This is a genomic window from Clostridium sp. HCS.1 (genome assembly GCF_047900555.1).
Taxonomy (GTDB): Bacteria; Bacillota; Clostridia; order Clostridiales; family Clostridiaceae; genus Clostridium.
Map to the genome: position 1 here is coordinate 835,718 of NZ_CP170704.1, position 15,377 is coordinate 851,094.

A 15,377-nucleotide genomic window follows, 5' to 3' on the forward strand; every position below is an offset into this window, starting at 1 on the left:
AATAATATGTAAAGGGGGAAGAGAAATGGATGGACAATTGATAAGTATAGAAGAGCTCATAGGAATCTTGAAAAAAAGATGGAAAATAATAGCCATTTCTTTATTTATATTTTTATTGCTATCAATAGTTTTAAGTTTCTTTATTATAAAGCCAAAGTATGAGGCAACTACTAAATTCTTTATAGGAAAAGAAGCTATTGGAGAAGAACAAAATTATAGTCAAAATGATGTAATAATGTATCAAAATTTAATGAAGACTTATTCAGAAATAATAAGAACACCTGACATTCTATTAAGTGCTTTAGAGAAGACTAATATAGATGCAAGTGTAGAGGATGTATCAAGTAAACTTAGTGTTACTGCTATTGATGACACTCAAATTTTAGAAATTAAGTATAGAAGTATGGATCCTAATCAAGCTAGGAGCTTTATTTATAATATTACAAGTGAATTTATTAAAGTATCAAAGGAATTAGTTCCTAATGGAAATGTTAAGGTGTTACAAAAGGTAAGATTGCCTGAAAACCCAGTTAGTCCAAATAAGAAAATAAATATATTAATTGGAGGATTTTCAGGTATTGTTTTAGGAATTATTCTAGCTTTTATTATGGAGATTTTTGATAAAACTATTGGTAGTAAAGAGGAACTAGAAAAGGAAATCGATATTCCTGTAATAGGACTACTTCCTTTAGTTGATAAATAGAAATAGGAGGAAAATTAATGCTAGAAATGGACAAATTATCTACATCTATTCTTTCTGAAAGTTTTAGAACCTTAAAAACTAACATTCAATATTCTTCTCCAGATAAAAAATATAAGGTTATAGTAGTAACTAGTGCAAATCCAGGGGAAGGGAAGACCTTTGTATCTTCAAATCTAGCACTTACCTTAGCTCAAGGCGATAAAAAGGTTATGTTAATAGACTGTGATTTTAGAAAGCCTAATATTCATAGAAGGTTTAGATTATCTAATAGTATTGGATTATCAGAAATACTAGTAAGTGAAGAAGTAGATCCTTCAGCAATTAAAAATTATAATGAAAATTTGGATATTACAACTTCAGGTCATATGCCACCTAATCCAGTAGAAGCTTTGGCTTCAGATAAAATGTGTAATTTCTTAGAAGAATTAAAGAAGGACTATGATTATGTTATTTTAGATACTCCACCAGTACTATTTGTAAGTGATGCACAAGTTTTGTCTGTTAAAGCTGATGGAACTATATTAGTAGCTAAAATTAATAAGACTAAGAAAAATGAAATAAAAGAAGCTTATTTAAGGCTTAAAAGTGTTAATGCTAATGTTATAGGAACAGTTTTAAATGGAGTAAAGCTTGAAAGTAAATATTCATATAAATATGGGGAAAGTAAACTCTAAATTAGAGGGGATTATAGTGCTATGATTATAAATTACAAGGGGGTAATATATTGAGACGATTCTTTAGGCGGATATGTGTATATTTGCCTGATAAACTAGTAATGCAAATTGATAACTTAAGGACTTATGGACGATTTTTAGATTTAAATAATCCTGTTTTTTATGGAGAAAAGTTACAGTGGATAAAGGTATATGGAAATCTAGAAAGATATAATAATTTAGTAGATAAATATAAGGTTAGAGAATTTATAAAAAATAAAATAGGGGAGATGTATTTACCTAAACTAATAGGGGTATATGACGATGTAAGTGAAATTAATTATGATTTATTGCCTGAAAAGTTTGTTTTAAAGTTAAACGATGGTTCTGATAAAAATATAATTTGTAGAGATAAGACTTTGTTAGATATAAAAAAGACTAATAAACGTCTCAAAAAATTATTTAAGGAAGATTACTATAAATATACTAAAGAACCTCAATATAGAAATATTAATAAGAAAATTATATGTGAGGAATATCTAGAGTGTAAAAATGGATCTTTAATAGAATATGACTTACATTGCTTTTCTGGAAAGGTAAAACTTATAGAGGTTCATACAGGTAGATTCAAAATATATAGAGAAGATTATTTCCTTACTGATTGGACAAGGGTATATACAAGAGGAAAGGTAAAGAACTCTTCAGGAGATATAGAGAAGCCAATTTATTTAGAAAAATTAATTGAGCTTGCAGAAAAGTTAGCAGAAGGCTTTGAATATATAAGAGTTGATTTTAATGGAGTTGATGAAAATTTATATTTTAGTGAATTAACTTTTACACCTGATAATGGAACAGATAGATATAATCCTTTAGAGGTTGATTTAGAATTAGCTAAATTAATAAATTTAGAAAAATATAATAATCCTATTTAGAATATATCTTTAAGAAATAGGGAGGGAAAATTAATGGAGGATATTCCAAAAATAATACATTACTGTTGGGTTGGTGGAAAAGAGAAACCCAAAATAGTTGAAAAGTGTATTAATTCATGGAAGCATTATTTAAAAGGTTATGAAATAGTAGAATGGAATGAAAAAAATTTTAATATAGAAGGCTTTGATTTTACTAAAAAGGCTTATAAAAATAAGAAATGGGCCTTTGTATCGGATTATTGTAGGCTTTGGGTTCTTTATAATTATGGCGGAATTTATTTAGATACTGATATGGAAGTTCTAAAATCTTTAGATGATTTACTAAAGAATAATTCCTTTGGAGGGTTAGAAGATAATTTAATTGCTTTTGGAATATGGGGTTGCAAAAAAGAAGATAAGTTTATAGGTGAAGTTTTAAATTACTATAATGATTTAAATTATGATGATTATAAAGACAGGCTTCCAGAGCTAGCAATACCAATCCATATTACAGAAATAGCAAAAGAAAAGGGCTATAAAGAAAGTTATAATGATGTTTCTTATTTCTTAAATCAAGTTGCAATTTATCCTAAAGAATATTTTTATCCTAAAAGGCATTCTTGGCAAGAGCCAATAATTACAGATAACACTTATACAATTCATCATTATGAGGGAACTTGGAGGAAACCACACCAGATATTAAGATCGAAGTTTAAAGAAAGATTATTAAATTTTATTAGAAAATTTAAAAGTGAAAAAATATGAGCACTAAAAGAATTTTTAAAAATTATTTATATAATACTGCATATGAGGTTTTGATTTTAATAGTACCCTTTTTAACAGCTGCATATATATCTAGAGTGTTAGGAGCTGGTGGAATAGGTGAAAGTGATTATACTTCTTCATTTGCTGCTATTTTTTCTGTTTTTGGGAAATTAGGTATAGATAGATATGGTAGTAAGCACATAGCATATAAAAGAGACTCCAAGGATAGTAGAAGTAAAACCTTTTGGAATATATGGTGTTTACAAGGGATTTCTACATCTATATCAATCTTAATATATATAATATTTTTTATAGTATTAGGTAAATCTTTGAAATTTCTATTTGTGCTTCAATTACCAATAGTACTTGCAGCCTTTTTAGATATTAGCTGGTTTTATAGAGGATTAGAAAATTTTAAGAAAATAGTAGTTAGAAATACTGTAATAAGGATAGCATGTGCAATTTCTATTTTTCTATTTGTTAAGAGCTATGATGACTTATATATATATATATTAATCAATTCTTTAGCTGTTTTTTTAGGTTGCTTCACTTATTGGTTTTCATTATTTAAATATGTAAATAAAATGAATATTTCAGAAGTAAATATAAAGCCTTATTTAAAGGAATCTATAGTATATTTTCTACCACAAATTTGCATCCAACTTTATACTGTTGCAGATCATATTATATTAGGATATTTAACTAACTTAACTGAAGTAGGTTATTATTCTCAAAGTTTAAAGATTCCGGGCATATCACTAGCTATTATAAATTCATTAAGTACTGTTCTTATGCCAACTATAGCTAATCTTTATGAAAAAAAGGATACAAGGAAAATACAAAAGTATTTAAAAAGATCATTAATAATTACCATTTTAATATCTAGCTTTGCTGCAAGTTCTATGGCAGCAGTATCTAGAATATTTGTACCTTTATATTTTGGAGAAGAATTCAGATTAATAATTCCATTTATGATGTTAGCAAGTTTAATTGCTGTAATAATTCCTATTGGATTAGTATTTACTAATCAATTCATAATACCTACTAGTAAGAATAGAGAGTATGTTATTCCAATGTTATCTGGAAGTATAGTAAGTTTAATTTCTAATTTTATACTAATACCTATTGTGGGAATAATTGGAGCGGTATTAACAGTTGTATTAACAGAATTAACTGTTACAATTTTAAAAATTGTGTTAGTAAGAAAATATCTAAATATAAAAGTACTTTTTAAAGGTAGTTATATTTATTTATTATTTGGAGTAATTAATTTTATAGCTATAAATTTTATTACACATGTATTAAAGACTAGTATATTTTCATTTTTGTTAAGTTGCGGACTATGTTTCTTATGTTATGGAGTATTAATGCTTATAATAAAAAATCCTATAAGAGATTTTATGTTTAGGATATATCATAAAGTACGAGAAAACATTTCAAATTCGCAGACTAGTTGATATTAAATTTTATAAAGGAGATTTGAAGTTTGAATATTTTATATATTAATAATTCAGTACATTTAGGTGGAGATACTAAGTGCATTTTAAAGCTTTGCAAGGAGCTTAAGGATAGAAATAAGATTATTGTTGCAAGTTCTGGAGGAGAGCTGCTTTCAGAATTTGAAAGTATGGGAATTAAGCATTATACCATAAAGAGAGCAAATATATTTAATATACTTTTTATAATAGTGAACATATTTAAGCTTATAAGAATAGTTAATAAAGAAAATATTCAATTAATTCATAGCCATCATAGAATGACTTCTGTTATTTCAAAAATAGTTGCTATTTTTACAAAAGTAAAGGTAATCCATACTCAGCATGTTTGTTTAGAAAATAAATTTTTATTAACAAGAGTATTTTTAAAAAATACTAATATAATTTCTGTAAGTAATTCCGCAAGAGATATATTAATAAAAAAGTGCAAATTAAATAAAGAAAAAATAACAACAATTTATAATACTGTGGAAATATATAATAAGAATAAAAACATAGATAAAATTTTAATAGAATCTAAGAATATGGGATATTTTACTATAGCTCATATAAGTAGAATTATAGATTATAAGGGGATTTATGATTTTGTAGATATAGCAAAGGAAGTTATTTCAAAAATTGAAAATGTTAAATTCTTTTTAATTGGAGATGGAGAGGAAAGTGAAAAGTTAAAAAAATATATAAAGGATAATAACTTAGAAGTCTACGTTACTATGTTAGGAAGTAAAGACAATGTGATTGAACATTTAAAATATATAGATTTAGTTTTATTATGCTCTTATGTTGAAGGACTCCCGTTAGTTCCAATAGAAGCATTTTCTCAAAGGGTACCTGTTATTGCAACTAATATTCCTGGTACTTGTGAGGAAATTGTTAATGGTATTAATGGATATTTAGTGCCTACAAAGGATATTAAAGCTTTCGCAAAAAGAATATGTGAAATATATTATGATCCAGAATTATATAAGATTTTAAAGAGAGGTGCATATAGAAGATTTATTCAAAACTTTACATCTGAAAGGTATATTTCTTCTCATTTAAAATTTTATAAAAAAATTCTTAAAGGAAAATAATAGAGGGAGGCATATGTTTCAAAAAAAATATCTTAAGGAAAATCTGATTATAATCTTATTTTTTATTATAGTTATTATGAGTCAAGGAATAAGGAGTTACTTAAATAACTTAATTGGAAGTAGCATTTTTAATTATCATGTGATTCCAATAGCACTAATAACTTTAATGTTTTTACAAAAGAAAAATAAATTTACTAAAAGTAGCTTCATTATTTTTTTGTCTATAAGTGGACTTATTATTATTGGATATTTAGCTAATAGATATGGTATTTCTGATTTTATAAGAACAATAGTTGGATTTATACTTCCACTACTAATATTATTAATTGATTATGAAGATATAGATGTAGATTATATTTTTCCTAAGATAGTTAAATCCTTTAATATATATATTTATATTACCTTTATTATTCAAGTAATTATGTCAATTAAAGAAGGAAGAAGTGGTGGAATAGTAGGACATCCACTAACATCAGCTTGGTATTATGCTATATTTATAAGCTTTAATATTATTTATTATAAGTATTTTAAAGAAAAAATTGATACATCAATTATTATTGATATCATTATAGCTTTAACTGGAACTGTACTAGCTTCAGGAAGAATATCTATGATTACAGTAATTTTTCTAAGTATAGTTTATTCATTTTCTTGCTGTAAAAGAAGGAGCATCCCCTACTTGATTTTACCACTCATTATGATAATATTTTTATCTACTTCAATGGTAGATGAATTCATTTGGTCAAAATTTAGAGAAACAGCTTCTGGAGGGGATGTAACTAATGGTAGGCTAGCAGGAATTAGAAAAATGATATTTTTTAATAAATATCCTAGATTTTTAATTGGAAGAGGAATTGGATATTCAAATTACGTAAGTCAGTATATTTTTGGAGTAGTTAATTTTGAAAATCCACTATTAATGTTTTCTTATGATTATGGAATTCTAACCTCATTACTTTTAATTTTATTTATATTCATAAAGCCAACTATAAATTTCATAAATAAGAAAAATTATTTATTAGCAGTAAGCTATCTGTGTGTGTTGATAATCCCATTTACCTATAATGGACTTGCTGAAACAGTAGGAATTTTTATAGTTTTAACATTTGTAATATATATTTTTTTATGCCTTAATAGGCGTTTAATAAATAAATAAAATTTTTAGCTGTTATTAAAATATAAAGCCTCCATTGTAAAGTTCTAGTAGATTTCATAACTAGAACTTTACAATGGAGGTTTTTAATATGGATAAAATTATGAAAATATATATAAAATACAATTTAATTGAAAAACTTTACTATAAAATATAGTATTTATGTAAAAAAAGGTGAGAATATGAAGAATAGAAGTTTGTATATTCATTTAAATCCAGTAAGATCTAAAATATGTAATAATCCCAAAGATTATATATGGTCTAGTTATCACAATTACATAATTAATAAAGAAAGTAAATTAATAAGTCCTGAAGTAATATTAGACTTTTTTGTAAATAGAAGAAGATACAGAGAGTTTGTGGAGCATGTACCTGGAGTAAAAGAATTTGATATAAATGAATGGACAAGAAATATATAATATATAATTTCCAAATATTGTTCCCCAGGGGAACAATATTTGGGAGAATAACATTTCAAACTGTTTTAATTAAAGCAGTTTTTTTACTGAATTTCTTTCAATTAATTCTACATCTAAAACTATATTTTGTGCTGACATATCAGGAGATTTAATATATTTAAAAAGCAAATCTACTGCTATAATTGCTTTATGTACAATATCTTGTTTTATTGTAGTTAATCCAGGTTGTGAAAAAGAACATATTTCTAGATTATCAAAGCCTATAATAGAAAAATCATCTGGAACTGAAAAGCCTTTATTAGATAATTCATTTATAATTTTTAATGCTAATATGTCAGAAAAAGCAAAAATTCCCAAATGATTATTTCTGATTGATATTAATTCATTAATAGTATTTTCTATGGAAGTAAAATTAATAATGTGACTTCCTGGAAGGGTGATTCCTGCAGATAACAAGGTTTCAGAAAATCCTTTAAATCTTTCTTGTACAACAAGACTATCATTTATATACTCACCAACATAGGCAAGATTCTTATGACTATGTTTTATAAAATAATTAGCAGCAAGAGCTCCCCCTTTATAATCATCTATTCCTATATTAGTAACTTTTTTTGTAGGGCTATAACTATCTGTAAAAATAAGAGGTATAGTGATATTTTCTTTTATTTTATTAATATTATCCACAAAGGATCCAAAAAAAATTGCTCCTGAAGCCTTCCAAGCTTTTAAATTATCAATTATATCAGAATACTCTAATACGAAATGCACCATAGTATTGTATCCATAAGATTGTACTCTTTGAATAATATTTCCTAACATTACTGAATTGTATTGATTTGATAATGAATAGGCCTCTCCTGGTATAAAAACAGCTATGATTTTAGATGATTTAGAAGATAAACTTTGAGCAGATGAATTAGGAACATAATTGTATTTTTTTATTATTTTTTCTATCTTTTCAATATTCTTATCAGAAACTAAATCGTAGCGTTTGTTTATAACACGAGATACCATCATTACACTAACTCCTGCTTCTTGAGCAATATCTTTCATAGTAACCATAATATGTATCCTTTCTATGTTAATTATAACAAAATTATATAACAATACTAAAAAAAGACAAGATATTTTGGAAAAAAATTACTTGAATATATTGACATTTGAAAAGAGGAAATGTTAAAATATTGTTAACGTTAACAGAAATAAGGATAAAAATTTTTAAATGACATTGTTAACGTTAACAGAATGATGAATTAATAGGAGGTAAATATGAATATAAAACATATACCAGATGGACTATTTCCTCATAATAAGTGCGAATTTAATAGAGAGCCTGTATATCCCACAGAAGGAGAACATTTGAGTTGGCTTGATTGCGATGTTGAGTTAAAAAAATAGCATATAAATAAGCATTTACAAGTGGTTTAAACTTGGTTAAAGTTAAATATATGCATCTCAATATCGCAATCAATTACTAGAACGAAGTCGCTAAAAGCTACCGCCCCGTATGGGGATTCAAAAATTCACGACCATGTTTTAAATTTATAATTTATATAATTGACTTAATATTCTGCTGTTCCTATTTGGAAAATTAAGGTTATATCTTATTTTAGTATATAGCATCCCCCTCCCCATAATCAAGTACTTATTTACTTTTACTTTTATTTATGGTGGGGAAGTACTTCTGGGCATGATTTTCTCTATTTTTATTAAATTTCCATTCTCACATTTACTACACTTACCTATATTTATTCCTGTTAATTTAAAAAATAGCTCCGCTGACGATAGATTCTCAAAATCTTTTGGTTTAATCCTAAAGATCTCTATGCAGCGCTTAAATTTTAGTTTTTTATTTCTATTTCCTAGAATACCATAATGTCTTATTTTTATAAATCTATCAGGTAATACATGCATTGAAAATCTTCTAATAAATTCTTCTGGTTTTAAGGTCATTACTTTTTCTTTATTTTTATCTCTATAATCTCTCCACTTAAATATAACTTTTTCTTTATCAACTTTAATAATTCTATTATCCGATATTGCTACTCTATGAGTGTATCTACCTAAATATTGCAATACATATTCTGCACTACTGAAAGGTGCTTTACTATAAACAATCCATTCTTTTTTGTATAAATTGTCTTTAAATACATTAAAGACTTCTTTAAATTGAAATTCCTTAATACTACTTGGAAATTTCAGCTTATTATTTTTATAAAGTTCATTTAGGTAAAATAAATATTTACCTCTAAATTTTCTTGAAAGCACCTTCACAGGAATAAAGAATTTCTTTTTTGATTTTATCCATTTACTGTTGTCAGTGCTTAATCCACCACCAGGAACTATGCAGTGTATATGTGGATGATACATTAAGTTTTGACCCCAAGTGTGCAAAATAGTTGTAAAACCGATATTTGCATTTAAGTATTTTTTATTCTTTGCTAATTCTAGCAAAGTTTCGGAAACAGCAGTAAAAAGAATAGAGTACATTTCTTTTTGATTAAATAAAGTTAAAGAATTTAATTGTTCTGGTATAGTAAAAACAATATGAAAATAGTGAGTTGGCAATAAAGATTTACTTCTTTCATAAATCCATATTTCTTTAGCATAAGCCTGACATTTAGGACAATGACGGTTTCTACATGAATTATATGAAATCTTTTTTTCTCCACACTCATCACACTCATATACATGGCCGCCAAGCGCAGCAGTTCTACAATCTTTAATAGAATATAATGCTTTTAGAATATTAGGTGGTAACTTTTTTGATTTAGTATAGGATTCCCCGTGTAATTCCATAATATGTTGAAGTGAATTCATGAAACTACTCCAATGTATCTAATGGACTCTTTATATTTAATGTTTTATAATCTCTTACATGTAAATATATTGAGGTTGTTTTCATATTTGAATGTCCCATTAATGCTTGAATAGTTACTAAATCAACACCATCATTCATTAGATGGGTAGCGAAAGAATGTCTTAAAGTATGCGGAGTAGCTTTTTTACTTATCCCTGCATTTTCCACAGCTTTTTCAATAGCACTTTGAACTCCACGACTAGTTAACTTTTTCTTTGTTTGTCTTGATATAAATAAGTAATCATCAGGAGAGTAATTTTTATATCCAAACTTCTTCCAATACAGCCTTAATAACTCTAAGTTTTTCTCTGATAATAAAGTATATCTTTCTTTGTTTCTTTTACCATTTCTAACTCTAATTTTCATTTCAGCACTTATAATATCAGAGATTCTTAAGTTTATAACTTCGCTAACGCGTAAGCCGGCAGAATACATAGTTGAAAATATTACTTTATGCTTTAAATAAGTGGTGGATTCCAATAAATGTTTTAACTCTTCCTTAGTTAAATATTGGGGTAAGGTTTTATCATATCTAAGTTTAGGAATTCTTAAATCACTCCATGATCTTTCAAGTGTTACGACATAAAAGAATTTTAGAGTACTATTAATATAATTTACAGTTCCTCTGCATAATTTTCTATCATTAATGCAATAATTTAGATATTGTATAATTTCTGTTTCACCCAATGTTTCGGGTGCTTGATTATAGTATCTAGAAAATCTGTTCATAGCACAAACCATATTTTTGATAGTATCTTTGCTACGACCACGAAGTTCTAGATCCTTAATCATTTTTTCAATTTTTTTATACATTTTATCACTCCTTAAAAAGTGCATAAAATGTGAGAAGTGAAGCTTCCTTGAGAAAGAAACTTCACTTCTTATTTTTTCCATATATAATTAAGTTTAATCACTAACCCCAGCCGTCGCTTTTAGCGATTTAGTTCTATAATAATAAGATGCACTATTGAAGAATTAGATGAAAATAATAGTGTAGAACTAATTTATAGTGAAGATGGAGAGGAAGATTGTTCAGCTAAATTATTAAAGGCAAGTGAGAGAAGTATAGAATTTGAAATTATTCCAAAGCTAGATACAAGAGAAATAGAATACTTTTTTCAAGATAATTATGGTAATAAGTTAACAGAAGTTTTTACAGTTCCAATTCTTAAAGAAGAGGTACTTAAAGATCCTATAATATATAAAATTAAAGATAACGTAATAGAAATGCATTATGAAAATAATAATAAGATTTATTGTTTTTCAGCTAAACTAGAAAATAATAAACAAATAAAAATAAATTTTAAGGAATTAGTTGATGCTAACTCTTTCACAGAAGCACTAGAGATATTTGAATATAAAAAAGAATTTGATGGATTTGAGGTTTTAGTAAATAATCAGGGGATGATGGTTAAGAATGAAAGCCTAGATATCTTATACCATATGCCTTCTAACATTACAATTAGATATGACCATTATGGAAAGATATATAATATTCTTAAGAAAATTACTGTTAAAGCAGATGGCATATATGGATTTGGAGAAAAATTTGATTCTATAAATCAAATAGGTAAGAATCCAAAATCTTATGTTATAGAAAAGTTTTGTGAGCAGGGAGAATATTCTTATCTACCAAGCCCATTCTTCTTCACAAATTATGGAGTTGGATTATATCAGAAAAATACTGTTCAACATAATTATAAGATTACAGAAAAGGGAATTTATTCAGAAATTGAAATTTATTCTGATGTTGCAAGTAATTTAGAAATTATAGAAGAAGATATTTATTTTGGAGATATAAAAAAGATTATAAATGATTATACATGTGAAACTGGAAAAATAAAAATGCCACCATTATGGATGTTTGGACCATGGATGTCATCTAATGGTTGGAATACACAAAAGGAAGCATTAGAGCAAGTTGATAAAATGTCAGAATTACAAATTCCAGCAACTGTTATGGTATTAGAAGCTTGGAGTGATGAAAAAACATTTTATATATGGAACGATGCCAAATATACTCCAAAAGAAAATGGTGAACCGGTATCATATAGTGATTTTGAATTTGATGATAATGGAAAGTGGACAAACCCTAAGGAATTTGTACAGACCTTGGATAATAACGGATTAAAATTGATATTATGGCAAATCCCAGTTATAAAGCAAGATGCTGAATATAATGGTGTACAGCTTGATTATGATAGGGAATATGCTGTTAGAAATAATTTATGCATAAATAATGTTGATGGCACGCCTTATATAATACCTGATTTATGGTTTGCTGGATCTTATGTTCCTGATTTTTCGAAGCCTGAAACAATAAAGTGGTGGTTTGATAAAAGAGGATATTTGGTAACAGAATTAGGGGTGGCTGGATTTAAAACAGATGGTGGAGAATTTTTATTTGATAAATCTTGTGTGTTAGATAACCAAAAAAGTGTAAAAGAAATGCATAATATGTATCCCAATATGTATGTAGAGGCCTACCATAATTTTTTCAATAAGAGTGGTATAGAAGGAATTACCTTTAGTAGAGCTGGATATGCAGGAGCACAGAAGTTTCCAGCACATTGGGCAGGAGATCAAATGTCAACCTTTGAAGAATTAAAATCACAACTTAAAGCTGGAATTTCAGCAGGGTTATCAGGAATTTGTTTTTGGGGCTTTGATATAGGTGGATTTGCTGGAAAGGTTCCTAATAAAGAATTGTATTTAAAAGCATCAGCAATGGCATTATTCTCTCCAATTATGCAATTCCATTCAGAACCAAGAAATGGGCAATTTTTCATGACTGAGAGAGAAGAATGGAATAATGATAGAACCCCATGGAATCTAGCAAGGATTTGGAATGATGATTCTATTATAGATATTTATAGGAAATTTGCAAATTTACGAATGAATTTACTTCCATACATTTGGAGGGAATCAGAATATTGTGTTAAAACATCAAGACCACTTATGGCACATCTAATTTATGATTATACAGATAAAGAATGTTGTAATATTGAAGATCAATATATGTTCGGTAGAGATATATTAGTAGCTCCACTTATTAATGAAGGTGAATATAGGAGAAAAATTTATATTCCAGATGGAGTATGGTATGACTTATGGACTGGAAAAGAGTACAGTGGAAATTCATGGATAGATTATACCTGTAGCATAGAAGAAATCCCTGTATTTATTAAAGCTGGAACAATATTACCTTTTGTAACTAATGAAAATTTAATAATTGGTGATAAAACAAAGTCTGGAGCAATGAAAAATACTATTGATGAGTTTGAGAATTTACTTTTACTTGGATATGGAAATATACATAGGGATGCTTTTTTAAAGGAAATGAAAGTTCAGAGAGAAAAAATAAAAGCCAATGGTTATTGGTATGGAAATATGTCAAATGAATCTAACCTTGATAATGAAGAAAATAAAGAAAAAGCTAAAATTTTTGGATTAGAAGTTAAGGTTGAAAAGGGAGGTTTTTATGGAGAAATATAGAGTAACTGGAAATGAATTTATTTCACTTCCAACAATTAAGGAAAGTAATGGAGGAATTGAAGGAATAAGCTTTCTGCATATGGGAGCTAAGGGAATGCTGGAGATAATGGGAAATAAAGAGTTATCTCTATTGGAACCTACTATTAGTATAAATGGTATACCAGTTCCAATAGAAGGTCTAACTTGGGAATATATTAATTATTGGATTCCTTGTTTTAAGATGGAAACAGATGAATTAATAGTAGAAGGGACATTATTAGCACCAATAAATGAAAGAGGATTTTGCTATCATCTTGCTTTGCAAAATAAAACACCAAATAATGCAGAAATCAAGATTGGGTTAAAGGGATGTTGGAGCAAAGCATATCATTCAATAAATGAGAGTAAAGAAATTGATTTAAAGAAGTTTGTTTATGAAAGTGGATGGAATAATTCCTTTGTATTAGATATGAGAAATGGATATTCCTTATTTGCCTTTGCTCCAATATTAACTGAACTACAAGAACAATCAGATATAAGTTATGAGTATAAGGAAAAAAATAATGAAATAATATATGAAATTATTAAAGAGGATATTATAAGTGCTGGTGGGAAAATAGAGCAAGATTTTTGGTTTGGAATTGGATTTGAGGAAGTTTCAGCTACTACATCTGCAAAGGAAATGTTAAGGCAAGGATATAATTACGAATATGAAAAAACAAAGAATTGGTTAAAAAAGCGTATAAAAACAACAAAGAATGAAAAATTAGATTATTTATTAAATTTAAATATGTTTTTTAGTTACTTCTTTGCATCAGGTATAACAATTGACACTGAGGATCTTACATTAATGACATCTAGAAGTCCAAGATATTATGTAAGTGCAGCTTATTGGGATAGGGATAGTTTGTTATGGAGTTTTCCTGCTATATTAATGGCTGATGTTAAGCAGGCTAGAAAAATGTTGATTTATGTATTCGAAAAGCAAATTAGAAATGTAGGTATACATAGTCGTTATATTGATGGAACTGTTCTTGAACCTGGATTTGAGTTAGATGAATTATGTGCACCAATTATTGCACTATATAACTATTTTGAAAAAACATCAGACAATACAATTCTTCATGAAAGTTGTGTAGAAAAGGGAGTAAAAAGGATTCTTGAAATACTAGAAGAGAAAAAGAATGAAACTATTGGATTATATGAAACAATGCTACAGCCAACAGATGATATGATAGTATATCCATATTTAACTTATAATAATGCTCTCGTATGGAAGATACTAAATGATATATCCCATATGTATAAAGACATATGGTCAGAAAAAGAAATAAACAAATTAAAATTAGAATCAAGTAAAGTAAAAAACTCTATTTTTACTCATTGTGTAAAAGAAAAGGATGGGAAAGATATATTTGCCTGGTCCATTGATGAAAATGATAATTGGGATATTTATGATGAACCACCAGGAAGTTTATTGTTATTACCTTATTATGGATTTTGCAATATGAATGATGAGATATGGAAAAATACTGTAGATATAATTAAAAGAAAAGACTATCCATACTCCTTTGCCGAATGTCCAATTTCTGATATTGGATGCAAACATGCACCACATCCATGGATTTTAAGTATTGCAAATAGTCTTTTGTGTGGAGATAAAGAAAAGGCAAAAGAGAATCTAAGTAAATGTATTATGGACAATGGAATTGCTTGTGAAAGTGTAGATGAATATACAGGTGAATGTGCTACTGGTGAGGCATTTGCAACCTGTGCAGGTTTTTTGGCATATGCTATAAATTATGCATTTGGAGAATAAGAAGGTATTTGCATTTTAATTTAAGAAAAAAAGTGCTTTATTAATAGATAT

The 15,377-nt window shown here is 27.3% G+C and carries 14 protein-coding genes; 11 read left to right on the top strand and 3 right to left on the bottom strand.

The window, feature by feature from the left end; genetic code table 11:
• The first annotated feature begins 25 nt into the window (after positions 1–25).
• From ACFYH6_RS03955 to ACFYH6_RS03990, 8 genes are all read left to right on the top strand, one after another.
• Positions 26–703, top strand: a complete 678-nt coding sequence (locus ACFYH6_RS03955; RefSeq protein WP_416180383.1) for a YveK family protein — start codon at positions 26–28, stop codon at positions 701–703.
• A gap of 17 nt (positions 704–720) precedes the next feature.
• Positions 721–1,377, top strand: coding sequence for a CpsD/CapB family tyrosine-protein kinase (locus ACFYH6_RS03960; protein WP_416180382.1), 657 nt, complete (start codon positions 721–723; stop codon positions 1,375–1,377).
• A gap of 83 nt (positions 1,378–1,460) precedes the next feature.
• Positions 1,461–2,288: an ATP-grasp fold amidoligase family protein gene (locus tag ACFYH6_RS03965; RefSeq protein WP_416180381.1), complete on the top strand. Its 828-nt coding sequence runs from the start codon at positions 1,461–1,463 to the stop codon at positions 2,286–2,288.
• A gap of 33 nt (positions 2,289–2,321) precedes the next feature.
• Positions 2,322–3,032 (top strand): glycosyltransferase family 32 protein, encoded by a 711-nt coding sequence (locus tag ACFYH6_RS03970; RefSeq protein WP_416180380.1) that lies wholly within the window; start codon positions 2,322–2,324, stop codon positions 3,030–3,032.
• Complete coding sequence (locus ACFYH6_RS03975; protein WP_416180379.1) at positions 3,029–4,489, top strand: oligosaccharide flippase family protein; 1,461 nt, start codon at positions 3,029–3,031, stop codon at positions 4,487–4,489. The genes ACFYH6_RS03970 and ACFYH6_RS03975 overlap by 4 nt, the downstream gene beginning before the upstream one ends.
• Before the next feature lie 29 nt (positions 4,490–4,518).
• Entirely contained in the window at positions 4,519–5,601 is a 1,083-nt protein-coding gene (locus ACFYH6_RS03980) for a glycosyltransferase (protein ID WP_416180378.1), read from the top strand.
• 13 nt (positions 5,602–5,614) lie between these two features.
• Entirely contained in the window at positions 5,615–6,757 is a 1,143-nt protein-coding gene (locus tag ACFYH6_RS03985; RefSeq protein ID WP_416180377.1) for a hypothetical protein, read from the top strand.
• 179 nt (positions 6,758–6,936) lie between these two features.
• On the top strand, positions 6,937–7,173 hold the full coding sequence (locus ACFYH6_RS03990; RefSeq protein WP_416180376.1) for a hypothetical protein: 237 nt from the start codon (positions 6,937–6,939) through the stop codon (positions 7,171–7,173).
• A 69-nt stretch (positions 7,174–7,242) separates the two neighbouring features.
• Here ACFYH6_RS03990 and ACFYH6_RS03995 read toward each other — a convergent pair whose 3' ends face one another.
• On the bottom strand, positions 7,243–8,235 hold the full coding sequence (locus tag ACFYH6_RS03995; RefSeq protein WP_416180375.1) for a LacI family DNA-binding transcriptional regulator: 993 nt from the start codon (positions 8,233–8,235) through the stop codon (positions 7,243–7,245).
• Between the two features lie 207 nt (positions 8,236–8,442).
• Between ACFYH6_RS03995 and ACFYH6_RS04000 the strand changes: the two genes are divergently transcribed.
• Positions 8,443–8,571, top strand: a complete 129-nt coding sequence (locus ACFYH6_RS04000) for a hypothetical protein (protein WP_416180374.1) — start codon at positions 8,443–8,445, stop codon at positions 8,569–8,571.
• A gap of 267 nt (positions 8,572–8,838) precedes the next feature.
• On the opposite strand, the gene ACFYH6_RS04005 is transcribed toward ACFYH6_RS04000, so the two are convergent.
• Together ACFYH6_RS04005 and ACFYH6_RS04010 are read right to left on the bottom strand one after the other, a co-directional pair.
• On the bottom strand, positions 8,839–9,993 hold the full coding sequence (locus ACFYH6_RS04005; RefSeq protein WP_416180556.1) for an IS91 family transposase: 1,155 nt from the start codon (positions 9,991–9,993) through the stop codon (positions 8,839–8,841).
• A 4-nt stretch (positions 9,994–9,997) separates the two neighbouring features.
• Complete coding sequence (locus ACFYH6_RS04010) at positions 9,998–10,846, bottom strand: tyrosine-type recombinase/integrase (RefSeq protein ID WP_416180557.1); 849 nt, start codon at positions 10,844–10,846, stop codon at positions 9,998–10,000.
• A 414-nt stretch (positions 10,847–11,260) separates the two neighbouring features.
• Here ACFYH6_RS04010 and ACFYH6_RS04015 point away from each other — a divergent pair, with 414 nt between their 5' ends.
• The gene (locus ACFYH6_RS04015; protein ID WP_416179701.1) at positions 11,261–13,528 is read left to right on the top strand and encodes a TIM-barrel domain-containing protein; all 2,268 of its coding nucleotides are present in this window, start codon (positions 11,261–11,263) and stop codon (positions 13,526–13,528) included.
• On the top strand, positions 13,515–15,326 hold the full coding sequence (locus ACFYH6_RS04020; protein WP_416179700.1) for a glycoside hydrolase family 125 protein: 1,812 nt from the start codon (positions 13,515–13,517) through the stop codon (positions 15,324–15,326). Before ACFYH6_RS04015 ends, ACFYH6_RS04020 begins: the two co-directional genes overlap by 14 nt.
• Positions 15,327–15,377 lie beyond the last annotated feature (51 nt).

Coding starts and splice junctions, on each gene's coding strand:
- ACFYH6_RS03970 (WP_416180380.1), top strand. CDS start 2,322: ATGGAGGATATTCCAAAAATAATACATTACTGTTGGGTTGGTGGAAAA.
- ACFYH6_RS04010 (WP_416180557.1), bottom strand. CDS start 10,846: ATGTATAAAAAAATTGAAAAAATGATTAAGGATCTAGAACTTCGTGGT.
- ACFYH6_RS03975 (WP_416180379.1), top strand. CDS start 3,029: ATGAGCACTAAAAGAATTTTTAAAAATTATTTATATAATACTGCATAT.
- ACFYH6_RS03990 (WP_416180376.1), top strand. CDS start 6,937: ATGAAGAATAGAAGTTTGTATATTCATTTAAATCCAGTAAGATCTAAA.
- ACFYH6_RS04015 (WP_416179701.1), top strand. CDS start 11,261: ATGCATTATGAAAATAATAATAAGATTTATTGTTTTTCAGCTAAACTA.
- ACFYH6_RS03960 (WP_416180382.1), top strand. CDS start 721: ATGCTAGAAATGGACAAATTATCTACATCTATTCTTTCTGAAAGTTTT.
- ACFYH6_RS03985 (WP_416180377.1), top strand. CDS start 5,615: ATGTTTCAAAAAAAATATCTTAAGGAAAATCTGATTATAATCTTATTT.
- ACFYH6_RS04000 (WP_416180374.1), top strand. CDS start 8,443: ATGAATATAAAACATATACCAGATGGACTATTTCCTCATAATAAGTGC.
- ACFYH6_RS03995 (WP_416180375.1), bottom strand. CDS start 8,235: ATGGTTACTATGAAAGATATTGCTCAAGAAGCAGGAGTTAGTGTAATG.
- ACFYH6_RS04005 (WP_416180556.1), bottom strand. CDS start 9,993: ATGAATTCACTTCAACATATTATGGAATTACACGGGGAATCCTATACT.
- ACFYH6_RS03955 (WP_416180383.1), top strand. CDS start 26: ATGGATGGACAATTGATAAGTATAGAAGAGCTCATAGGAATCTTGAAA.
- ACFYH6_RS04020 (WP_416179700.1), top strand. CDS start 13,515: ATGGAGAAATATAGAGTAACTGGAAATGAATTTATTTCACTTCCAACA.